This is a genomic window from Sphingobacterium sp. SGR-19 (assembly GCF_011043555.1).
In the GTDB taxonomy this organism is placed as follows: domain Bacteria; phylum Bacteroidota; class Bacteroidia; order Sphingobacteriales; family Sphingobacteriaceae; genus Sphingobacterium.
Window position 1 is genome coordinate 67,122 of the sequence record NZ_JAAKGS010000008.1, and the last position, 23,578, is coordinate 90,699.

Annotated in this window: 14 protein-coding genes; 13 read left to right on the forward strand and 1 reads right to left on the reverse strand. The window is 43.4% G+C overall.

The window, feature by feature from the left end:
- Positions 1-9 precede the first annotated feature (9 nt).
- The 7 genes from typA to galK all read left to right on the forward strand — a co-directional run bounded on the left by typA (position 10) and on the right by galK (position 8,270).
- Positions 10-1,815 carry a translational GTPase TypA gene (gene typA / locus G5B43_RS14780; protein WP_165295577.1) on the forward strand — a complete coding sequence of 602 codons (1,806 nt, stop codon included), beginning with the start codon at positions 10-12 and terminating at the stop codon, positions 1,813-1,815.
- Positions 1,816-1,884: 69 nt separating this feature from the next.
- Positions 1,885-2,223 (forward strand): Rieske (2Fe-2S) protein, encoded by a 339-nt coding sequence (locus G5B43_RS14785; RefSeq protein WP_165295578.1) that lies wholly within the window; start codon positions 1,885-1,887, stop codon positions 2,221-2,223.
- Between the two features lie 512 nt (positions 2,224-2,735).
- The gene (locus G5B43_RS14790) at positions 2,736-3,584 is read left to right on the forward strand and encodes a 4-hydroxy-3-methylbut-2-enyl diphosphate reductase (RefSeq protein WP_165295579.1); all 849 of its coding nucleotides are present in this window, start codon (positions 2,736-2,738) and stop codon (positions 3,582-3,584) included.
- A 73-nt stretch (positions 3,585-3,657) separates the two neighbouring features.
- On the forward strand, positions 3,658-4,683 hold the full coding sequence (gene hemH / locus G5B43_RS14795) for a ferrochelatase (protein ID WP_165295580.1): 1,026 nt from the start codon (positions 3,658-3,660) through the stop codon (positions 4,681-4,683).
- 9 nt (positions 4,684-4,692) lie between these two features.
- Positions 4,693-5,970, forward strand: coding sequence for a metallophosphoesterase (locus G5B43_RS14800; RefSeq protein WP_165295581.1), 1,278 nt, complete (start codon positions 4,693-4,695; stop codon positions 5,968-5,970).
- A gap of 101 nt (positions 5,971-6,071) precedes the next feature.
- Entirely contained in the window at positions 6,072-7,109 is a 1,038-nt protein-coding gene (locus G5B43_RS14805; protein ID WP_165295582.1) for a UDP-glucose--hexose-1-phosphate uridylyltransferase, read from the forward strand.
- Between the two features lie 6 nt (positions 7,110-7,115).
- Positions 7,116-8,270: a galactokinase gene (gene galK / locus G5B43_RS14810; protein WP_165295583.1), complete on the forward strand. Its 1,155-nt coding sequence runs from the start codon at positions 7,116-7,118 to the stop codon at positions 8,268-8,270.
- A 74-nt stretch (positions 8,271-8,344) separates the two neighbouring features.
- On the opposite strand, the gene G5B43_RS14815 is transcribed toward galK, so the two are convergent.
- On the reverse strand, positions 8,345-10,816 hold the full coding sequence (locus G5B43_RS14815) for a kelch repeat-containing protein (RefSeq protein WP_165295584.1): 2,472 nt from the start codon (positions 10,814-10,816) through the stop codon (positions 8,345-8,347).
- Between the two features lie 337 nt (positions 10,817-11,153).
- On the opposite strand from G5B43_RS14815, the gene G5B43_RS14820 reads away from it, so the two are divergent.
- The 6 genes from G5B43_RS14820 to G5B43_RS14845 all read left to right on the forward strand — a co-directional run bounded on the left by G5B43_RS14820 (position 11,154) and on the right by G5B43_RS14845 (position 23,569).
- Positions 11,154-12,641: a glycoside hydrolase family 76 protein gene (locus G5B43_RS14820; RefSeq protein WP_165295585.1), complete on the forward strand. Its 1,488-nt coding sequence runs from the start codon at positions 11,154-11,156 to the stop codon at positions 12,639-12,641.
- Positions 12,642-12,690: 49 nt separating this feature from the next.
- The gene (locus G5B43_RS14825) at positions 12,691-15,873 is read left to right on the forward strand and encodes a SusC/RagA family TonB-linked outer membrane protein (RefSeq protein WP_165295586.1); all 3,183 of its coding nucleotides are present in this window, start codon (positions 12,691-12,693) and stop codon (positions 15,871-15,873) included.
- Positions 15,874-15,891: 18 nt separating this feature from the next.
- Positions 15,892-17,964: a RagB/SusD family nutrient uptake outer membrane protein gene (locus G5B43_RS14830; protein WP_165295587.1), complete on the forward strand. Its 2,073-nt coding sequence runs from the start codon at positions 15,892-15,894 to the stop codon at positions 17,962-17,964.
- 158 nt (positions 17,965-18,122) lie between these two features.
- A complete protein-coding gene (locus tag G5B43_RS14835; RefSeq protein ID WP_165295588.1) occupies positions 18,123-18,938 on the forward strand; it encodes a DUF3823 domain-containing protein in 816 nt (271 codons plus the stop codon).
- A gap of 29 nt (positions 18,939-18,967) precedes the next feature.
- Complete coding sequence (locus G5B43_RS14840; protein ID WP_165295589.1) at positions 18,968-21,151, forward strand: hypothetical protein; 2,184 nt, start codon at positions 18,968-18,970, stop codon at positions 21,149-21,151.
- Between the two features lie 120 nt (positions 21,152-21,271).
- Positions 21,272-23,569, forward strand: coding sequence for a GH92 family glycosyl hydrolase (locus tag G5B43_RS14845; protein ID WP_165295590.1), 2,298 nt, complete (start codon positions 21,272-21,274; stop codon positions 23,567-23,569).
- Positions 23,570-23,578: the final 9 nt, after the last annotated feature.

Genomic DNA, 23,578 nt, shown 5'->3' on the forward strand with positions numbered 1-23,578 from the left:
TATCGCTCAATGCAAAACATCAGAAATATCGCGATCATCGCGCACGTTGACCACGGCAAAACAACCCTCGTTGACAAAATCCTACATTATACAAATCAATTCAGGGATAACGAAAATACGGGAGAACTGATTTTGGACAACAATGACTTGGAACGTGAACGCGGTATCACGATTGTGTCCAAGAACGTATCCGTAAAATATAAAGATACCAAAATCAACATTATCGATACGCCCGGTCACGCCGATTTCGGTGGAGAAGTAGAGCGTGTATTGAAAATGGCGGATGGCGTGGTGTTGTTGGTGGATGCGTTTGAAGGTCCCATGCCACAAACTCGGTTTGTTACAGGGAAAGCACTAGGCTTAGGAATCAAACCTATTGTCGTCGTAAATAAAGTAGATAAAGAAAACTGTCGACCAGAAGAGGTTTACGAACAAGTGTTCGATCTATTCTTTAACTTGGGAGCGACGGAAGAGCAGCTTGATTTTCCTGTATTGTATGGTTCTTCTAAACAAGGTTGGATGTCTACTGACTGGAAGCAGCCAACAACGGATTTCACCGATTTATTAGAAGCTATCGTTTCGCATATACCAGAGCCGAAAATTGCTGAAGGCACTTTGCAGATGCAAGTCACCTCATTGGATTACTCTACGTTTGTGGGCCGTATTGCTATCGGACGTGTTGCACGTGGTACCATCAAAGAAGGTCAGCCAGTTTCCTTGGTGAAACGTGATGGAAAAATTGTAAAATCCCGTGTGAAAGAACTGCAGATATTTGAAGGTTTGGGCCGGGCTAAAGTATCGGAAGTAAAGGCGGGCGATATTTGTGCGGTAGTAGGTATAGAAGGTTTTGAAATTGGAGATACTATTGCCGACTTTGAGAATCCAGAACAACTGGAGGTTATCCACATCGATGAGCCTACGATGAACATGTTGTTCACGATTAATAACTCCCCTTTCTTTGGTAAAGAAGGTAAGTTTGTGACTTCTCGTCACATCTACGACCGTTTGCAGAAAGAATTGGAGAAAAACTTGGCATTGCGTGTTGTTCCTACGGAGTCTCCAGATGCTTGGTTAGTGTATGGTCGTGGTATTCTGCATTTATCGGTATTGATTGAAACGATGCGTCGTGAAGGATATGAATTACAAGTAGGCCAGCCACAGGTAATCGTAAAAGAAATAGATGGTGTGAAATGTGAACCCGTTGAGGAACTCGTTGTCGATGTTCCTGCAGATGTTTCGGGGAAAGTAATCGAACTGGTTACGCAACGAAAGGGAGAACTACTCGTGATGGAAACAAAAGGAGAGATGCAGCATTTAGAATTTTCTATTCCTTCAAGGGGTATTATCGGTCTGCGGAATAACGTCTTGACGGCGACAGCAGGTGAAGCCGTAATGGCACACCGTCTAAAAGGATATGAGCCTTGGAAAGGAACTATCCCAGGTCGTTTGGCGGGTGTATTGATTTCTTTGGATACAGGCACAACAACGGCTTATTCAATCGATAAGCTACAAGACCGTGGTCGTTTCTTTGTTGATCCGGGGGCAGATATCTACGAAGGACAAATCCTAGGAGAGCATATCCGAGATAATGACTTGACAATCAACGTGACAAAAGGAAAGCAATTGACGAATATGCGGGCATCTGGCTCAGATGATAACGTGCGTATTGCACCTGCTATCAAATTTTCATTGGAAGAATGTATGGAATATATCCAAGCAGATGAATATATCGAGGTGACCCCACAATCCATGCGTTTACGGAAGATTTACCTTACGGAAAACGAAAGGAAGATCAACGCGAAGAAATTCCAGTAGATAAGAATCGAACGATTTGTTATATCTTATAGAGACGCCATCGGCGTCTTTTTTTTGCTACCTTTAGGTATGGATAAGGACAACGTAGAATGGTTTGCCATAAAGAAACCTCGAGAAGAAGGGAAAATCGAGAAAGCAGAGGTTGGTGGTAAGAAGCTTTGCATCGTTTTATTAAACGGGAAGCTTTATGCGACCTCGAGTCGTTGCCCACATGCAGGAGCCGACCTCAGCCTCGGTTGGTGTGAAGGGGAAAAATTAGTTTGTTCCTATCATCGACATCGATTCGATTTGCAAACCGGAAAAGGTGATGAAGGGCAAGGGAATTATATCGATGTATTTCCGCTAAAAGAAGAAAATAATCAGTGGTACGTGGGGATTAAGAAATCCTGGTGGAAGCGGTGGTTTTAATTCAACGTTAAAATTATACATTTTTATGTCGCTCTAGCCGCGACGTGGCTCATACTTTTTTTAGAAAAAAGTGGCGCAAAAATCGTCGCTTCAAATGTTTTACAATAGGGATAGTGCTAAGGACGAGATTGTGCAGTCGTAAAACATTTGGATGCGACAATTAAAGTTAAGGAGGGATGGTGCAATAGCGGATTAAAAGCGGCCAACCAAGGATAGCCATTAAGTGGAATAAAATGACCTTATATTGTCTGCGGTCATTTTTATGAAGACTATTCCGTTAAAATAAGCATACTGTTTGAGCGGTAGCGAGTTGTATGCTGTTTAGGAATAGACGAGTAAAATAGCAGAACAATATTCAGTCTTGACTTTTTGTCCCCTTTTTTGTCAAGAAAAAAGGGGGAGAAAGATGATAAAAGAAAACCTTCCTTTTAACCTATTAGTTTTATACCTTTAGGAGGAACGCTGTCCAAGAAATAAATTAATTAACAAAATAATCTTTACTTTTGTACACTATGGCTAAAGATCTGCAAGTAACGATTGATAAAGACTCCGGCTTCTGTTTTGGTGTCGTTTATGCTATTGATATGGCAGAAGAAATCTTGGAAGAGGACGGATATTTATATTGCCTAGGCGATATTGTTCATAATGATGAAGAAGTGGCTCGTTTAAAAGCGAAAGGCCTGCGTATTATTGGCCATGCAGATTTAGCCGGGCTTAAGAATGAAAAAGTCTTGATTCGGGCGCATGGCGAAGCCCCAGAAACATATCGTACGGCGTTAGAGAACAATATTACGCTTATTGACGCTTCGTGTCCAGTGGTGCTCAAACTGCAGAACAGAATCAAAACGTCTTATGACGGACAGGAAAAAATCTTGATTTTTGGCAAGCACGGTCATGCAGAGGTGATCGGTCTACAGGGGCAAACAAATAATGAAGCGATCGTATTTCAGGACTTGGAAGAATTGGATCATATCGAACTTCCGCCATCGTTTACGTTATATAGCCAGACCACTAAAAGCGTCGATAAGTTTTATGCGATTAAGGAGGAGTTGCAAAATCGAGGCTATGAAGTAAAAGCCAACGATACGATATGTCGGCAGGTCTCCAATCGTTATGAAGATTTAGGTGATTTTGCCCGTCAATACGACAAGATTGTATTTGTATCTGGTAAGAAGTCTTCTAATGGAAAAGTGCTTTACGATGTGTGCAAACAAGCAAATCCGCAGAGCTATTTTATTTCTGACCCAGCCGAATTGGATGAGACGCTGTTCGAAGCCAACGAGACCGTGGGTATCTGTGGCGCTACTTCAACACCGATGTGGCTTATGAAAGATGTAAAGCAGGCACTGGAGCTATTTTAGGCTCAGTCATGTGATTCTCATATTATCGGTGCTGCCGATACTTCCCTGTAATTTATGGTTATTTTTGTGGCAAATGAGTAAAAGCGCTACAAAAGGAATTCTTTTGGTGCAACTAGGCACACCGGACAACCCTACAACAGCTGATGTACGCAGGTATTTGACAGAGTTTTTAATGGATCCTCGGGTGATGGATATTCCGTATTTGGCGCGTACGCTTTTGGTGAAAGGAGCGATTGTTCCAAAACGTGCCCCACTTTCAGCAGCAACCTATCGTACGATATGGGACGAAAAAACCGGGTCTCCTTTAATGTATTATAGTGAATTACAACGTGATCTGTTACAACAAGAACTGGGAGAGGATTATCATGTGGAGTTAGCTATGCGTTACCAGAACCCGTCTATCGCCTCAGCGCTTAAGAAAATGGAAGGCATGATGTTGGAATCCATTCGGGTAATTCCACTTTTTCCGCAATATGCTTCTGCAACAACAGGCTCGGTTATTGATAAAGTAATGGAAGTCATGCGAAGCTGGCAATACTTTCCGCAGGTAACTTTCGTTAGTAACTATTGTGATGACGAGGAAATGTGTGAAACGTATGCTGATCATGGTCGTCAGTATCCTATCGAAGAATATGATCACGTGCTGTTCAGCTATCACGGACTACCGGTGAGACAGCTTGGTAAGGTAGACCCAACCGGTGCGCTAAAATGTCCGGACTTGGGCTGTGAACCCTGTCGGGAGAACAAAAAAGCACATTGCTATCTATCACAGTGTTATGCGACATCACGTGCGATAGCAGCAAAATTGGGCCTTTCCAAAGAGCAATATTCGGTTTGCTTCCAGTCGCGTTTAGGAAAGACACCGTGGATTCAACCTTATACGTCAGATACATTACATCAGATGGCGGAGCAAGGATATAAAAAGCTATTGGTATTTAGTCCGGCCTTTGTAGCAGACTGCATCGAAACACTGGATGAAATTCAGGTGGAATACGCCAACGAGTTTAAGGCGTTAGGGGGAGAAGAAATCACGATGGTAGAAAGTTTGAATGACGACCCCAAATGGATTAACGTGCTAAAGCGATTGGCACAAGGATAAAAGATTGATATGTTAATATTTAACGCAATATTACTATTTGTTTTCGACTTTTATATTTTCTTTGCACTACGTGCGACGAAAATTAAGGCAGCGAAAACAAAATGGTTTTCAATGGTATGGTGGGGCTATTCTATTGGCCTTTTACTAGGACTTTATGTTTCTGCGAAGTTTAATATTCCGTTGGCATACAGATCGGTTATATTAGTCGCTTTTTTCATGACGGCGGTCAGTAAATTTATTTTTATCATTATTCTGCTTCTCGACGATATCCGTAGAGGGGGGATTTGGATAGCAAAGTTGTTTTCACCACGTCGTAGAAAGGAGAGTTTAGCAGAACGAATAGGGGAACTTTCGGAACCCTTACCTGAAAAACCGGTAAATGGAATTTCCCGCTCGGAATTTTTAACCAAGTCGGGTATACTGGTGGCGTCATTGCCTATATTTCCTTTGTCATGGGGAATGATTTCGGGTGGGTATGATTATAAAGTCATTCGACAAAAGCTGTACTTACCTAATCTTCCCGCCTCCTTTCATGGTATGCGGATTGCCCAGATATCGGATGTACATTCGGGATCTTTCTATAATAAGAAAGCCGTATTAGGTGGAATTGAGATGTTGATGGGAGAAAAACCCGATGCCGTGTTTTTCACGGGAGATTTGGTCAATAATGTGGCCTCCGAAATGCGGGATTATCAAGATATTTTTGCCAAACTAAAGGCCGATTTAGGCGTGTTTTCGGTATTGGGTAATCACGATTATGGAGATTACTATTTTGGTAAAGAAGATTCGGGGGCAAAGCGTAAAAACTTGAAAGATCTCAAAGAAACACATAAAGTAATGGGATGGGATTTGTTGTTGGACGAAAACCGGGATTTAGTGGTAAATAACGAGAAGATAGCTGTTGTAGGAGTGGAAAATTGGGGTACAGGTCGTTTTCCGAAGAAAGGAGACTTGAAAAAGGCATTGATGGGAACCGAAGAATCTCCTGTAAAGTTACTTCTATCGCATGATCCATCGCACTGGAGAGCGGAGGTATTGAATACTGATGTTGATGTGATGTTTGCGGGGCATACACACGGCATGCAATTCGGCGTACGTGGAGAACATTTCCAGTGGAGTCCTGCTAAATATGTATATAGAGAATGGGCGGGACTTTATGAAGAGCAGAACAAAAAACTTTATGTAAATGTAGGTTATGGATTCTTGGGCTATCCTGGTCGGGTAGGAATTCTGCCAGAGATTACTGTTTTCGAATTGATAAAAGGAGAGAAACCAATTCTTTCTTAGTTATTGGGAACTACATAAAGTGTAAAATGGACACTTTTTTTGTTCTTCTATTTTATCTTTGCAAAAAAAAGGTGATATTTATAAAAATATAACCTTAAACCATGTTAGATTTTGCAGAACAACCACACAAACGTAAGAATCTGTTAACCGGAGATTATATCCTTGTTTCTCCACACCGTAGCAAACGTCCTTGGCAAGGACAAGTCGAGGATTTAGCACCAGATAACCGTCCACAGTATGACCCAAAGTGCTATTTATGCCCAGGTAACGTGCGCGCAGATGGCACGCAAAATCCAGATTACAAAGACAGTTTTGTATTTGTCAATGACTTTTCCGCTTTACTGGAAGAAACAACCATCGAGCATTTCGACGAAGAGAACTTGCTGGTAGCCGAATCCGAGAGAGGGATATGCAAAGTGATCTCCTTTTCTCCACGTCATGATCTAACACTTCCTCAAATGGATTTATCGGCCATTAAAGCGGTCGTGGATCTTTGGCAAAAGGAATTCAAAGAACTGGCGGCAAAGGAATGGATAAAATATATTCAGATATTTGAAAATAAGGGCAGTATCATGGGGTGTAGTAACCCGCATCCACATGGACAGATTTGGGCAGAAAGCTCATTACCTGTAGAGATAGAAAAGGAGAGTACGCAACAGAAAATTTATTATACAAAGCATGGGCGTACATTGCTTCAAGATTATGTCGCGCTCGAATTAAAAAAAGACGAACGTATTATCATCGATAATGAACATTTTGTGGCGCTTGTTCCTTTTTGGGCAGCTTGGCCTTATGAAACGATGATTATTAGCAAACGCCCTGTACCGTCTATTCTAGAATTTACAGAAGAGGAGAAAGAAAACTTTGCGCGTACATTGCAGGAACTAACAATCCGTTACGATAATATTTTTAAGACATCTTTTCCCTATTCGGCGGGAATGCACCAATCGCCTGTGAATTCCGGAGAACATCCGGAATGGCACTGGCATATGCATTTTTATCCACCGCTATTACGCTCAGCGACTGTAAAGAAATTTATGGTGGGCTATGAGATGTTAGCTACTCCGCAGCGTGACATCACTCCTGAACAAGCCGCGAACACACTAAAACAACAATCTACGATTCATTACAAAGGATAATAACCCATGATTTCTAAACAGCAGATAGAAGAAAGATATACAGTCGTTTTTGGATATGCGCCTACACATGTGGTACGCTCACCGGGAAGAATTAATATCATCGGCGAACATACGGACTATAATGAAGGTTTTGTGCTACCAACAGCGATTGATAAAGCAATTTATGTAGGAATAGGAAAGCGCGATGACGATATCATCCGTTTATATGCGGAAGATTTCAAAGAATATTTCGAGCTCTCGTTGGCCGATGTGCATCCCGTAGATAAAGGTTGGCCGAACTATATACTCGGCGTCGTGGATCAGTTGCTCTCTAGGGGGATGAGTTTGGGCGGGTTTGACATGTATATTGATGGTGATGTTCCCTTAGGCGCCGGCTTATCGTCGTCTGCTGCATTGGAATGTGCAGTGGGATTTGCGCTAAATGTACTCTTTGATCTGGAAATAGAGCGTGTGGATATTGCGAAAATCGGGCAATTAGCAGAACATACATATGCGGGTGTGAAGTGTGGTATTATGGATCAGTTTGCATCGGTGATGAGTAAAGCGGATCATGTTGTGAAATTGGATTGTCGTGACCTTTCTTTCTCCTATAAGCCACTGGAGCTAGACGATTATGCTATTTTATTGCTGAATACGAATGTAAAACATTCTTTGGCGTCGTCTGCTTATAACGATCGGCGGGCTTCCTGTGAAGAAGGTGTCCGCTTGGTGCAGCACCAATTTCCCGAGGTGAGAAGTCTGCGCGATGTGACGCTGGAGATGTTAGAAACACATGTAAAACCCGTAGATACAGAGGTGTATACGAAATGCCGGTTTGTCGTGGAAGAGAATGAGCGATTGAATCAGGCTTGTGATGCATTGGAGCAAGGCGATTTGGAAACAGTAGGTCGACAGATGTTCAGCGCACATGAAGGACTGAGCAAAGAGTATGAAGTGAGCTGTCCCGAACTAGATTTTTTGGTAGACTATGTGAAATCTTTTCCCGAAGTAATAGGGGCTCGAATGATGGGGGGCGGTTTTGGTGGATGTACCATTAATTTAGTGAAGAAATCTTTTCAGGATTTGTTGGTGGAGCGATTGGCACCTATTTATAAGAAACAGTTTAATCTAGAATTGACAGCTATTAAAGTTGTCCCTTCGAATGGGACGGAATTGCTGTGATATGGAATGGCGTACGGATCATCTTTATTCACCTTGAATCAACAACGACAAGGCGAGAATAAGGATGACCCGTTCTATTGGACTGTTCGGTGCCACATAACGTCAAATGTGTCTGGGTATTCTTCACCCATTAAACGCTGATAGTTCTCTGTAAAACGCTTATAAAAAAGTGCTGCACGTGCTTCAAGCTTCCCTTTATATAATGCGTAAAGTCCTTGCTCCAAGGCCGATTCATTGACGGTGTCGATGGTAAGCAGGGCCTCTGCTGCACGAAATAACGTCGACCAGTCTTTATCCTCGCGACTTTTGATTATACATTTTTGAAATCTTTCGATCAACATACTTTCGATCTCATATTTAAACTTATCGAAAATAGGATCATCCATCCCCAACAAGAACTCCCCTCGTTCTAAAATACGTAACACTTTTGGAGAAAGAACAGCGGGATCCTCGTTCAGAAGCTCCTTCAGTTGCCAATAATCACAATAGCAAGACGATTCGAATAGCATACGGTAGTGGCCCTCTTCATAGATTATTTCTATGCCATCCAATTCGCTCAATACCTTCCGAAGATTGTTTATCGCTACACCCCTAGAGGTCTTGGCCTTGTCTTTTGGTTTGTCGGGCCACAATAAGTGGGTAAGCAAATTAGAACTAATGCCCGTATTATGGCTATGAAACAGAATCAAACAGAAAACCTGTTGCAACCGCGTGCTGAACAAATGGGAAACATCCATTCCGCCTCTATCTACGACGGTGAAATCTCCGAAAAGATAAATACGATTTATCTGTGGCTCTTCAGGCACTTTCGGTCTGTCAGATAGTGGGGCAACAGGTTCTGCCTGTTTGGAGCGACGATAAATCTTGTATACAAAGATACCTATACAAAGCGCGCTAAGAACCAGCATATAGAATCCTATGTTTTTCTGTGGGCCCGGACCCGGAAAAGCGTGTAGTTGGGATTCGCTGATAGCCGGGAAGTCCAAACTGTATACGGTAAGCGTGGACCGGATATCATTGTCTGATTCCTGTACGAGGGCGATCAATTTCTTCAGATGAGGGTCAAAATACAAATTTGCATGGGTACTGATTTTATCGGAATAAATCGGAATAGAGTCTCCTAATTCTTCATATTCGCCGTCATGAATGGCAAACCGACGGAGTTTAATAAACGAATGCGTCAAGTGCTCGGGGTATCCGAGCATATAAATCCAATTGGAGTCGGGAATGACTAACCCTCTGGCTGGTACGAAGAGATTTTCCTTCCGGTCTACATCCCAGATTTTCGTTGTTTTCCGAGTTGTAGGATCGAATGTATAGAGGTCGTAGAAATATTTTCGTCCTACGATGTGCTGTCCGGATTCGTTACCCATCCCTCCGAAAATATAGATTTTCTGATCTACCTCCGATCTTCCTGTAGAGGTAAAGTATCGGGGTAGAATAGAGTCCCCACGCATATTCTCCAGTTTAGACCAATGTCCATCCGTCAAATCATAAAATAGAAAATCGTTACTATAAACCATTTTCCCGTATCCGCCAAATAGCATTAATTTTCGGCTGTCGGATAGAAAGTATGAAGCATGGTGATTTAATTCTCGCTGTAAGTAGTCGTTGCTTTCTATTCGCCAACTAAAATTATTCAGATCCAAACTGACCACTGTAGGTCCCGTATAAGTTTCTTCATAGTAAGTTTCATAGACATACAGCCTATTTTCTTCGTGATCTATAAAGCTGTTTCCAAGCTTAAACTTCATCGGGCAGGGAGCAGCAAAACGTGTACTACGCGTTACGCCGGTTTGAATTTCATAAACCGCTAAAGAATCTCGATTGAAGTAGTAGATAGTTTTTCTTTTTGGATCATAAGTAGCTCCCGAAGGACTTGAGGAATGCATCACGGTGTGTTTATGCCAATGATAAGCGTCGTTCAATAACCAAGTACCGTTTGTGACCTTTCCCATCACTTCACCGGAAGCATTATGCAGTTTATTTCCCTCGCTTTCCCGTAAAGGGAAGACAATTTCCTCCTCTTTGTTACCGATACGGAAATTTCGAAGAGAGAATGAAGGGACATCAATCATGTAATCGCTACGTCCAAATGTTACGTTGGGTGAATAAGGCGAATCGAGTGGCACAGCGGCAAACTGTGGTGCCTCATTGGCAATCTGCAGCTTGATTTGCTCCTTCTGTAAATCATATTCCATCCGTACCGGAAACCAATGCCGTCCAATAAGGTATTTAAGCGGAATCCGCATAGTAATCAAACTCGTTTTACCTTCTTCGTTTAGACGGAATACCGCTTGTCCTTCTTCTTTATCATAATGTAAATTGAAAATAGAACCCTGATTTTTTTCCTTGATCCGGACGATATAACCGATGGTATTATTATTAGGTAACTGGAGATCAAAATCGATAGTAAACGCTTGATGAAAAGTTGGTACTGCATCCGAAAAGAACGCTACAGAGGTACGTCCTTCGATAGGCTCGTCACTCCCTGTAAACCGGATACCTTGTGCGAAAACATCATTTGGAAAGATGAACCGAGTCATTAAAATGAAAAGACAAAAGAGGAGAGATTGTACTCGGTAAATGCACATGTTTCGGTTTATCACTGTCATAAATCTGATGTACAATTTATAACTTTTAGTACAAAGGTAGCTAATATAATACAAAAAAATTAGTGAAGCATAGAAGAAAAAAGGATCGCTAGAAAGCGTTCTGAGACGTAAATATCAAAAGTTAAAGGGGGGTTAATGTTTTTGTTAAGGGTTAAATCTCGTTTTTAACCCTAGTTTTAATCCATGTCTTCCTATTTTGGATAGGAAATAGCTCGAAAGACTATTTCACCAATTTTAAATTTTGTTATAAACTTAATTAATCGCTAACATGAAGGTTTTCATTATTGCCATTTACTGTACGATTTTTTGGAGCTTTACTTCGGTCACTGTTGTCCTATTAGGATGTGCTCCAAACTCCTTACCGTCGAAGGTAGAAAGAGAACGGGAAACGAAAGATCCGAAAGTAATAGCCAGACGGAATTTACATCGTTCTATCGATTTAATCGATGTCACAATAAGGCATTATTTTGACCCCGAAACTTTCGAAATGCGGCGCTTTTATAACCCCTTTACCAAAGTTAAATCTGACGAACGTGCTTCTGTTTGGATGTATACCGCCGGAATTGAAGCTGTCAATGCGGTGCTATCAGCGCTTAAGCATGCTCAGCACGTCGATGGGAGTACTATGTATAATGATCAATACGATCGTTACGTGACATTGTTGGATAATCTGTATGCGAATGCAGACTATTATCTAGGCACTTTTGAGCTTGTTTCCTATACACAGACGAAAGAATGGTCTGTGTATGCTGTTGATCGTGTCAATCAGAAAGGGCAAGCAAACGTTTCCGGTATACTGAATGTATATGACGATCAGATGTGGTTGATCCGTGAATTATTGGATTCCTATAAACTAACGGGTAAAAATGAGTATTTGAGAAAAGCAGAGTATTTAACGGCATATGTGTTAGATGGGTGGGATGTGACTCGCGATAACAATGGGAAAGAAAATGGTGGAATCCCTTGGGGACCTGGCTATACCACGAAGCATGCCTGTAGTAACGGGCCACTTATTAGCCCGTTAGTTTGGTTACATGAAATTTACAAAGACCAGTCTGATAAAATAGAACATCGTTATATCGATAACGACGGCAAGACCCGTCGAAGTGAACAACGCGAAAAACGACAATACTATCTTGATTACGCACGATCTATTTACGAATGGCAGAAAAGAAACCTCCTGAATGCAGATGGTGTGTACACGGATATGATGGGCGGTTGCGTGCCAAATTGTGATATACGTTACCAAGAGGTGGACGGTATGCGATACCGCGCAAACACACCATTGACGCAAGCCGTAGGAAAAGCGTATACCTATAACAGCGGAACGATGTTGTCTGGTGCTGTGGACCTTTACCGCGTAACGGGAGAAGAAAAGTATGCAATCGATGGTCGCGAGCTTGCCAAAAATAGTTTCCAGCAATTCGCTTCCCTAGGAAAGGAGGTTCCACAGTATTACAGCTTTGAAACTACCGGTTTTAACAATTGGTTTAATGGTATCCTCATGCGCAGTTACGAAGAAGCGAGTCTGCTTGATACGCAAATAGGAGATTATCTAACGGCCTTCCAGCAGAATCTTGATTATGGTTTTGAACGATTTCATCAAGATGGTTTCCTTCCGACAAACTTATTGAAAGGATGGGACAAAGAAAAGGAGAAGCAGGGCGTAGAAGGGATGTTCATGTTTACATTTGCCGCACAGTACGCTATTTTGGGAAAGCATTGGTTGCTGTCTGATTTGGCAGCACACAATTAAAAAAAGTATTTCACTAATTATCATTTTTCCACGTATAAACTAAACCAGCATGAATTTAAACTTTGAAAAACGAAAACCCTTACAAGGAATGACCATCTTATTGGCATTCTTGCTGCTACCAGGGTGGCTATGGGCGCAAAGTCAAGTTTCGGGGGTTGTGACGAATTCTACCGGACAGCCGCTTATAGGTGTATCCGTACTCGTCAAAGGTTCATCCCCTCAGGTTGCCACGAGCACCGATGCAGAAGGGCGATATGCTCTTCAGGTACCGGATGGGGCAGTACTCCGATATACCTTTGTAGGTTATCGGATGTTAGAACAAGAAGTGAGCAACCGCAGTCAGATTGATGTACAGTTGGAAGCAGACGATTCGACACTGGATGAGGTGGTGGTCGTAGGTTACGGTACGCAAAAGAAGGTAACTTTAACGGGAGCCGTATCGGGTGTAAAAGGCGCGGAAATGCGCGCTACCAAAAATGAGAATCCTCAGAACATGTTGACCGGCCGTATTGCCGGTGTGCGCGTTTGGCAGAGAAGTGCCGAACCCGGAAACTATTCCGCAAATTTTGATATCCGGGGCATGGGGGCACCATTGGTCATTATCGACGGCGTGCCACGTTCTATCGAAGACTTTCAGCGGTTGAATCCAAACGATATCGAGGACATTTCGGTATTAAAAGATGCCTCGGCCTCTATTTACGGCGTTCGCTCTGCAAACGGTGTTATGCTGGTCACAACCCGTAAAGGTCGAGAGGGCGCTGTATCCGTAGGATACAATGGCTCTTTTACCTTTCAAAAACCATCCAACATGCCTTTTTTGGCGGACGCCTTTGACGCCATGACGTTGTACAATGAAAAATCGATGAACAATATAAATGGGGGAAGTATAATCTATACCGAAGAGGATTTTGAAGCCTTTCGTAACGGAAGCAGACGTTCTTCCGACTGGACTTCATTGATTTTTTCGGATGTATCTCCGCAAACTTCGCATGACCTGAGTGTTTCCGGCGGAAGTGCGAAAACCCAATATTATATCGGTGCAGGATATGCTTCTCAGGAAGGTTTCTTCAAAACAGGTGACCTGAATTATAATAAAGTGAACCTACGATCGAACATCACAACGGAGATTATCGATGGATTAAAATTTGATATTAATTTAGCTGGAATGGCTGATCAGCAGAACAACCCGTACTCCAGTTCGGTAGATATCATCCGGAACTATTGGCGGCAAGGTATGTTGTTTCCGGCCTACGCTGATCCCGAAGGGACTATGTTGAATTACGAAGGACTGGACTTGGAACAAAACACTGTGGCGATGATAGACTCGGATATTTCGGGTTACCGTAAATATAAAAAGAAAACATTCCAATCTTCTGCGTCACTAAACTACGATTTCGGAACGCTGTCGGAATCATTACAGGGATTCACGGCGAAAGCGTTGATATCGTATGACTATCGCACGGATAACAACAGTATTTTCCGAAAGGAATATGTCCAATATGCTTTTGACCCGATAACCGATAGTTACCTTCAAAAAAACTACGAATTGAGTAGCCCGAATCGTCTGCGGCGCGAATTCTATGAAAAGCAACAGATATTAAGTCAAGTTACCCTAAATTACAATCGGTTATTTGCGGAAAGACATCAAGTTGGCGTCGTATTGGGCTGGGAAACCCAAAAGAATGATGGAGATAATTTTTATGCATTGAAGAATTTGGCTTTTCCCTCCGATAAGTTGTTTTTGGGAATGGAAGATGGCAGGATGACCGGTATGTCGGATGGACTGACCGACTATTACGAGGAAGCCAAACAAGCGGCACTCGGACGGGTGAATTACGATTACAAAGGACGCTATATCGCCGAATTTCAGTTTCGCTACGACGGATCTTCGCGTTTTATTAAAGGAAATCAGTGGGGATTCTTCCCTTCGGGATCGGCCGCTTGGCGTATATCGGAGGAACCTTTTTTCAAGGCAATCGAAGCGCTGAATTTTGTGGACCAATTCAAGGTGCGTGCGAGTTACGGTATTTTAGGTAATGATTTAGACGTTAATAATAACTGGGATTTTGGTTGGATTGGCGGATATGAATATCCCGCTACAAGCGACAATGCGGAAAATGGTTATTATAATCACTACGTGCCGGGCTACGTGTTTGGTGATCAATTTATAACAGCGATTAATCGTAAGGCGACGGCTAATCCGTATATAACGTGGTTTGAGTCAAAGACTTTCAATATAGGCGTAGACATGGATGCTTGGAATGGTAAGTTCGGATTTACACTGGATTATTTCGACCGTCGACGCAGTGGACTTTTTCAGCGTCGTACGTCAACCTTTCCGACTGTGATTGGTGGTATACCACCCCTAGAGAATGTGGACAGCGATCAGCATATCGGTTTGGAACTTGAGCTTCGTCACCGCAACCAGATTGGTGATTTTGGTTACAGTATCAAGACGATAGCTACGGTTACACGAAACAAATATCTTACTGCTGTAGATAAAGGACCATGGAAAAATTCGTATGATCGCTGGCGGAATGACAACATGAACAACCGCTATCAGGGCATTCAATTTGGTTATGAGTCGGATGGACGTTTTATGGATTGGAATGATATCCGGACGTATCCGATTTTTACCGAACGTGATATGTTGCCGGGCGATTATAAATACATTGATTGGAATGGTGATGGAGAAATCAGTGGCTTGGATGAACATCCCTTCGCGTTTGACCAAACACCTTGGGTAAACTTTAGCGCGAATTTGCAAGCTACCTATAAGAATATAGATCTGTCAATGTTGTTCCAAGGGTCTGCACTCGGTTCGATGGAGTATAAAGAACCTTTATATGCTATTTGGGGAACCAATGGTGGTGGTACGTTGACGCAGTACCTAGATCGCTGGCATCCGGTCGATCCGACAGCTGATCCATATGACCCCAGTATCGAATGGGTGCAAGGCTACTACGCTTTTACAGGACGTTATCCTAGAGGGAATTCGGAGTTCAACCGGGTAAGTACGAACTATTTGCGGTTGAAGAGTTTGGAACTTGGCTACACCTTGCCAACTTTCGCCAAACAACCGAATATGCGTTTACGCTTCTTTGCCAACGCATATAATCTGTTCACCATCACTGCAGTGAAATTTGTAGATCCCGAACACCCAGATGATGATCTTGGACGGATGTACCCCTTAAATAAAACCTATACCATGGGCGTTTCCATGACTTTCTAACGCTTAATAGAGGAAAAAATGAATACAAGAAGATTTTTATCGATATGGGCAATAACCGGATTGGTTTGTATATGTCTGAACGCATGTGTAGATCTAGACATCACGCCCAAAAATGTCGTTGCAGACGACGATGTGCTTAGTACGGAGGCAGGTATTAATATCTATATGGCCCGAATGTATAGTCTGATGCCTTTCGAAGATTTTAAATATACAGCACAATGGGGTTTTGAAAATAATGGCTGGTTGAACTCTACGGGTATAGAGGGCACAGGCGAAGCGGTCAATAGGGAGGGCCTTTCTGCTGCTTTTACCAGCGAACGTACGGCTTATTGGAATAAAGCTTTCGAACTGATCCGGGAGGCGAACTATTTGATCGAGTACCTGCCGAACTATCAAGAGAATTTCAGCGAGGAACTGTACAATCATTATCTCGGAGAAGCCTATTATGTCCGTGCCATGGCTTTTTATACGATGGCGAAACGTTTTGGAGGGATTCCTTTAGTAACGAAAGTTATTCCATACCCTGCTAGTTCTGAGGAGATGGAAGTGCCACGGGCTAGCGAGGAAGAAACCTGGGATCAGATTCTGGAAGATTTTGATCAAGCTATTTCTTTGATGATGACACAATCACCAATGGAAGGGTATTCCAATAAATATGTTGCCTTGGCCTTCAAAGCGGAAGCTATGCTCTATGCGGGTAGCGTTGCAAAGTATAATCAAGAGGTATCGGGCCGTTTGACCGGATTAGGGCGTAAAACAGGTGTTCGGGTGATTGGTTTTGATGCTACGACCTGGCAATCGGCGTCTATCCGCTATTTTACGGAATCTTACAAGGCAGCAAGAGAAGTGATGCAAGATGGAGGGTATTCGCTTTATAAAAAGCGTTGGGCGGCAGACGATCCGGAAGCACAATACCAAAATATGGTCGATATGTTTTCCGACTTGAGTAGTCCCGAAAACATCTATGTGAAACAATATATATATCCCACAACCACGCATGCGTTTGATGCGTATAATCTTCCCTTCACGTTTCGGGCTCCGCTATCAAGTGGTACCTGCCCTACACTGGACTTTATCGAGCTCTTCGATGGTTTTGATCGTTATCCGGATGGCAGTATCCGCGTGACGGATGGTACACATAATGCGACAGGTGACTACTTGATGTTTGATAGCCCGCTTGATTTTTTTAAAGACGCGGAGCCTCGTTTGCGTGCCTATGTGATCTTTCCGTTCGATGAGTTCCGAAATAAACAAATTGAAGTGCGAGGAGGTGTTTATACCGGGGATGCGCCGATCAAACCGTTCTTTTCGAGTTATGGCTATAACACAGCGGACACCCGTTACCAAAACCTCTCGATCTATAACGGTTCGTCTAAGACGCTGTACCTAAGTCCGCGTGAAGGCGGAAGCCAAGAGGTGGTCGAATATAACGGAAGGCAAATGCGAGCGGCAGGCGAAGAAGGGCCTTTCTATGATAACGGGGAAGCAACGGTGACGGGGCTCTATCTGCGTAAATGGCTGAATACCGACCCAAATGCAGAGGGAGGAGAAGGGAAATCTGCTCAACCATTTGTGCTCATGCGTTATGCGGATGTGCTGTTGAATGCTGCGGAATCAGCAGTGGAGCTGGAACTGGCTGGCGCAAATTCACCTGATGGCAGCAACCTTATGCAAACAGCGACGGATGCGGTAAATGAAATTCGTGAAAGAGCTGGTGCTGTATTGTTGCAGGGAACGCTTACGAGCGATATCAACGGACGCAATATTGTGCGTAAGGAGCGGCGGAAGGAACTGGCCTTTGAACATAAATCGAAATGGGATATACGGCGTTGGCGCGTGGCCCACTATGAAGGAAGGGATGGCTTCTGGGGAGAAACGCGTGATAAAAACAAATTCAGCAATAATGAAAACTATCGTTTCCGCGGTCTTTATCCATTCTTTTCGACAAAAACAGGTAAATATTTCTTTGACGCCCGCTTCCAGTGGGTCGCATCAAAAACTTATGCATACACACCGTTGAATTATTATTTTGAAATCCCGGGAGGGGAAGTGGCCAAAAGTCATGTTATAGACCAACAACCGAATAGATAAGGATTTAGAATTGAAAGATATGAAACCATCATGATTTATTCAATCACACAGGGGAATGAATAAATCTGATAGCTTCATCACATTTGAAAGACAAACCGAGTGTAACGAGCTCATTTATACAATTGAAATTCAACACTCATAAATATAATTATATACAGATGAAAAAGATAATACAGAGTGGGCTATTATGCTTCGTTTGGCTAATCAGCTCATGTAGCCTATTTGAAACGGATAATTTCGAAGCACCAGACGTTACGCTGGAAGGGCAGGTTGTCGATGTATTGACCGGAAATCCGGTGCTTACCGATCAGGGGTCGGAAGGTATTCGCGTCCGCTTGACGGAATTGAGCTGGGGAGAGAATGTAGAACATAACCCAGATTTTTACTGCATGCCTGATGGAAGCTTCCGAAATACAAAACTTTTTAAAGGTAACTACCATATCACCGTGGATGGTCCTTTTATACCTTTATTGCGCAGAGATGCTAATGGTGGGGAACTGGCTGATGAAAGTCTGGTCATGGATTTAGAGAATAGCCATCAGGTTAAATTTGAGGTGCAACCCTTTTTGCAGGTAGAATGGGTAGGCGAGCCTACGGTCAATGAGGGTAAAATCACCGCCCAGGTGAAAGTCTCTCGCGCCGTAAGTCCAGAAGATTTCAGAACAAAAGTGGAACCCATGGGGAATTATAGTGATGATTTTCTAAACATGACTGATATTCAATTTTTCGTAAGCTATTCCTCCAGCGTAGGTTACCGCGCCCGCGACGAGCGTTGGTCGAGTCGCCTGGATTACGCAGGTAACTCATTTGATACCTTATTTGGTGAAACCATTACATTGGAATCGAATGGTACCATTCCTTCGGGCCGAACGGTGTTTATCCGAGCTGCGGCTAGGATAAATTACGATACACCCACCGGTAGTGGAACAAAACGTTGGAACTATAGTGAAATCAAAGAAGTATTGGTCAACTGATGAACAGATTGGTGAATTAAAGGATGATTATGGTAAATTGGAGAATATTAACAGGGGTTGGATGCTTGCTGGGAATTAGCAGCCCGCTCGTCGCCCAAAAAACGACAGGTGAAGTCAAAACAACTTTCCAGACCTCCCGAGAGTGGCGTCCGACAATTGATAACCGTGCGGACGCGGTGATGATATACGGCGTAGGTGGAAATCCTTCGGATAGACATAGGAGGGTACCGTTTAACGAGCGGGTGAAATCCTGGAAAGACAGAGGTTATACGATTCATTTCATGACCGGGATTGCCTGGGGTGAATATCAGGATTATTTCACAGGGCAATGGGATGGCGAGTGGCATCTCGATGAAGGGCAGGTTACCCGGCAGCAGGATACCATATGGCATGGCCATATGGTTCCTTATATTGTACCGACGGATAACTTCCTGGCGTATTTGAAGGAAAAGCATGTGAAGCCTGTCATCGATGCGGGAATCGACGCTATATTTATGGAAGAACCGGAATTCTGGGCTCGAGCAGGATACAGTGAGTCGTTTAAAAGGGAATGGAAGAAATATTATGGTTTTGATTGGCGTCCACAGCACGAATCTCCGGAGAATACCTATCTCTCCAATAAACTCAAATATCATCTTTATTATAAGGCTCTAAACGAGGTGTTTACCTTTGCCAAGGAGTACGGCAAATCCAAAGGGATGGATGTGAAATGTTACGTTCCCACACATTCACTCGTCAATTATGCCCAATGGATGATCGTTTCTCCCGAGGCTAGCTTGGCATCCTTGCCCGTAGTAGATGGCTATATCGCACAAGTGTGGACAGGTACCTCAAGAGAACCCAACCACTTTAATGGAAAAGAAAAGGAACGGGTGTTCGAAACGGCCTATTTGGAATATGGATCCATGGAATCGATGACGGCGCCTACAGGCAGGAAGATGTTCTTTCTGACCGATCCTATTGAAGACCGTGCCAAAGACTGGGTCGATTATAAAACGAATTATCAAGCGACATTTGTCGCGCAGCTGCTCTATCCAAACATCGCCCACTATGAGGTTATGCCTTGGCCGGAGCGAATTTACGAAGGGTTGTACCGGACCAATCCGAACAGTGATCAAAAGGAACGTATCCCACGACATTATTCCACGCAGATGCAGGTTATGATTAATTCCTTGAACCAGATGCCACGAAGTGAAAATAAATTGTCGGGAAGTGAGGGGATCTCGGTATTGATGGCCAATTCGTTGATGTTTCAACGCTTCCCGACACATGAGGGGTACGATGATCCGCAGTTGGCAAACTTTTATGGTCTTGCACTTCCTTTTCTAAAACGCGGTGTACCGGTCAAGACCGTGCATATCGAGAATCTGGGCTATAAAGAAGCTTTGGCGGATACCAAAGTGTTGCTCATGACCTATGCCAATATGAAACCACTTGACCCGATCGCCCATAAGCAATTGGCCGAGTGGGTCAAGTCTGGCGGACAATTGGTTTACAGTGGAACGGACAGGGACCCATTCCAGACGGTACAGGAATGGTGGAATACGAAAGGTAATGCGTATGCGGCTCCGGCAGATCATCTTTTTGAAAAAATGGGTATTCCGCTAGGAGCAGACGACGGCATCTACACCTATGGTAAAGGATCCGTACAGATTATCCGGGTGGATCCAATAGATTATACGCTTAAAACAGACAACAGCCAGCAGCTCATCAAGGCCGTACAAGAGCGATACCGAGCTGCTCAGGGTGGCCCGTTGGCCTTCAAAAACAACTTTTACCTCCAACGAGGACCATTTGAATTGGTGGCCGTGTTGGATGAAAGTGTCAACGAAAAAAACTACACGATCCGTGGTACCTTGATCGATCTGTTTGATCCGAAACTTCCGGTCTACAACACACGATCTATTGCACCCGGTGAGCAGGGTTATTTCTTAAACGTGGATTTGATCCCCGACAAACAAAAACCACAAGTTTTAGCTGCAGCTAGTCGTGTTTACAATGAAAAAATCACGGCGTCCAGTTATACGTACGTGGCCAAAAGCCCGATAGAAACCACCAATGCCTCTAGGATACTTCTTCCCAAGCCGCCGACAAGCGTAAAAGTCCAAGGAAAAGAGGTATTCGATGCACGAAATTGGCATGAGGGGTCAAAGACCTATCTGTTGGGGTTTGAAAATGACCCGGACGGTGTCGAGGTAACATTTATATGGTAGAAATTAAATAAATAATCATTAAATAACATTCATGAAATGTCCACGACTATCAACCATAAACATTGATGAATTTATGCTGGATATTCCATATGGACATAAAAAAATAAAATACAAACACATATGAAACAACATTCTTTTTTCCTGTTCATTCTATTCTGGACGGCGAGTCTTCCGAAAATCTTTGCACAATCCCCCGACCCTGTAGATTACGTAAACCCATTGGTAGGTACCTTATCTAAATATGAACTTTCAACAGGGAATACCTATCCCGCTATCGCCCGCCCCTGGGGCATGAACTTTTGGACACCGCAGACCGGAAATATGGGCGATGGATGGATATATACCTATACGGCAGATAAAATTAAAGGATTTAAACAGACACACCAGCCGAGTCCGTGGAATAACGATTACGGACAATTTTCGTTGATGCCTATAACGGGGCAACCGGTGTTTGATCAGGATGCACGAGCGAGTTGGTTTTCACATAAGGCCGAAATTGCAAAGCCATATTATTATAGTGTATTTCTGGCGGATCACGATATCACGACGGAATTTAGCCCATCGCAACGGGCCGTCGTGTTCAACTTTACGTTTCCGAAGACCGATAGTGCCTATGTCGTCATCGATGCTTTTGATAAGGGTTCTTTCATCAAAGTTATACCAGAAGAAAATAAGATTATTGGATATAATACCCGCAATAGCGGCGGAACACCGGAGAATTTTAAGAATTACTTTATCATTGAGTTTGATCGGCCCATGGACAGCCATTTTGTCGTGAATAATGGAAATATAAATTCGGATGGCTTGGAAGTAACGGCAGATCATGCAGGTGCAATTATCGGCTTCAAAGGATTAAAAAAAGGACAACAGATAACCGCCCGCGTAGCCTCTTCGTTTATTAGTTTTGAACAAGCATCGTTGAACTTAAATGAGGTGCGCGAGAAATCCTTGGAAGAGGTTGCTAACGAAGGTCGCCAGCAATGGAATGAAGTGCTTGGGCGTATCCGTATTAAAGATCAGGATATCGATCGCCTCCGCACGTTTTACTCCTGCTTGTATCGCTCTACACTTTTTCCGCGAGATCTTTCGGAAATAGACGCCGAAGGAAACCGCGTGCATTATAGCCCTTATAACGGTGAGGTATTGCCGGGTGAGATGTTTACCGATACTGGATTTTGGGATACGTTTCGAAGCCTTTTTCCATTGTTGAATCTGCTTTATCCTTCCATGAACGATCGTATGCAAGAGGGGCTAGTAAATGCTTATAAAGAAAGTGGTTTTCTGCCAGAATGGGCATCTCCCGGACATCGTGCTTCCATGATCGGGAATAATTCCGCTTCTGTCGTGGCAGATGCTTATCTCACCGGTAGAAAAGGTTATGATCCCATGGTGCTATGGGAAGCGGTGCAATGGGGCGCAAATAATGTGCATCCAAAGAACACGTCGACCGGACGGTATGGACATGAACTTTATAACAAATTAGGCTATATACCCGCTGATGCCGGGATTTCGCAGAACGCTGCCCGGACATTAGAATATGCTTACAATGATTGGTGTATATATCAGTTTGGTAAGGCTTTGGGACGACCGGATGCAGAAACCAGTATATACGCCAAGAGAGCCCTTAATTACAAAAATCTCTATGATCCTTCAACCAAGCTTATGCGTGGAAAAAATAAAAACGGCTCCTTTATCGCGAATTTTGATCCTAGCGCTTGGTCGGACGAGTTTACGGAGGGCAATTCATGGCATTGGAGCTTTTGTGTATTTCATGATCCACAAGGATTGGTCGACTTAATGGGGGGCAATGCGGCTTTTACAGGCATGTTAGATACCGTCTTTTTGGTACCTAGTCTGGAGGGGATGAAAAGCCGCGGGATGATCCATGAAATGCGGGAGATGCAGATTATGAATATGGGACAATATGCGCATGGTAATCAGCCTATACAACATATGCCTTATCTTTACAACTATTCCGGAGCGCCGTGGAAGGCCCAGTATTGGGTACGGGAGATTATGGATAAGCTTTACTCCGCAGCTCCCGATGGCTATTGTGGCGACGAGGACAATGGGCAGACTTCCGCTTGGTACGTGTTTTCTGCGATGGGTTTCTATCCGGTAGCACCAGGGTCTGGCGAATATGTGCTGGGATCTCCGCTGTTCGACGAGGTGACCTTGCAGCTGGAAAATGAGAAAAAAATCGTTATTTCGGCGAGTAACCAATCGAAAGAAAACGTATACGTCGATCAGCTGCGTGTAAACGGCAAAAATTATACACACAATTTTTTGCGTATAGCCGACTTATATAAAGGTGCTAAGCTGAATTTCCGTATGTCTGCACAGCCTAATCTGTCCAGAGGCACAGCAAGTGAAAATAAGCCGTATTCGTTTTCTGATGAATTACGGGAGAAGAAGTAAAATTGTAAA

Bases quoted from the DNA above. Each gene is read 5' to 3' on its own strand.
- typA (WP_165295577.1), top strand. From the start codon at position 10: ATGCAAAACATCAGAAATATCGCGATCATCGCGCACGTTGACCACGGC.
- G5B43_RS14785 (WP_165295578.1), top strand. From the start codon at position 1,885: ATGGATAAGGACAACGTAGAATGGTTTGCCATAAAGAAACCTCGAGAA.
- G5B43_RS14790 (WP_165295579.1), top strand. From the start codon at position 2,736: ATGGCTAAAGATCTGCAAGTAACGATTGATAAAGACTCCGGCTTCTGT.
- hemH (WP_165295580.1), top strand. From the start codon at position 3,658: ATGAGTAAAAGCGCTACAAAAGGAATTCTTTTGGTGCAACTAGGCACA.
- G5B43_RS14800 (WP_165295581.1), top strand. From the start codon at position 4,693: ATGTTAATATTTAACGCAATATTACTATTTGTTTTCGACTTTTATATT.
- G5B43_RS14805 (WP_165295582.1), top strand. From the start codon at position 6,072: ATGTTAGATTTTGCAGAACAACCACACAAACGTAAGAATCTGTTAACC.
- galK (WP_165295583.1), top strand. From the start codon at position 7,116: ATGATTTCTAAACAGCAGATAGAAGAAAGATATACAGTCGTTTTTGGA.
- G5B43_RS14815 (WP_165295584.1), bottom strand. From the start codon at position 10,816: ATGACTCGGTTCATCTTTCCAAATGATGTTTTCGCACAAGGTATCCGG.
- G5B43_RS14820 (WP_165295585.1), top strand. From the start codon at position 11,154: ATGAAGGTTTTCATTATTGCCATTTACTGTACGATTTTTTGGAGCTTT.
- G5B43_RS14825 (WP_165295586.1), top strand. From the start codon at position 12,691: ATGAATTTAAACTTTGAAAAACGAAAACCCTTACAAGGAATGACCATC.
- G5B43_RS14830 (WP_165295587.1), top strand. From the start codon at position 15,892: ATGAATACAAGAAGATTTTTATCGATATGGGCAATAACCGGATTGGTT.
- G5B43_RS14835 (WP_165295588.1), top strand. From the start codon at position 18,123: ATGAAAAAGATAATACAGAGTGGGCTATTATGCTTCGTTTGGCTAATC.
- G5B43_RS14840 (WP_165295589.1), top strand. From the start codon at position 18,968: ATGGTAAATTGGAGAATATTAACAGGGGTTGGATGCTTGCTGGGAATT.
- G5B43_RS14845 (WP_165295590.1), top strand. From the start codon at position 21,272: ATGAAACAACATTCTTTTTTCCTGTTCATTCTATTCTGGACGGCGAGT.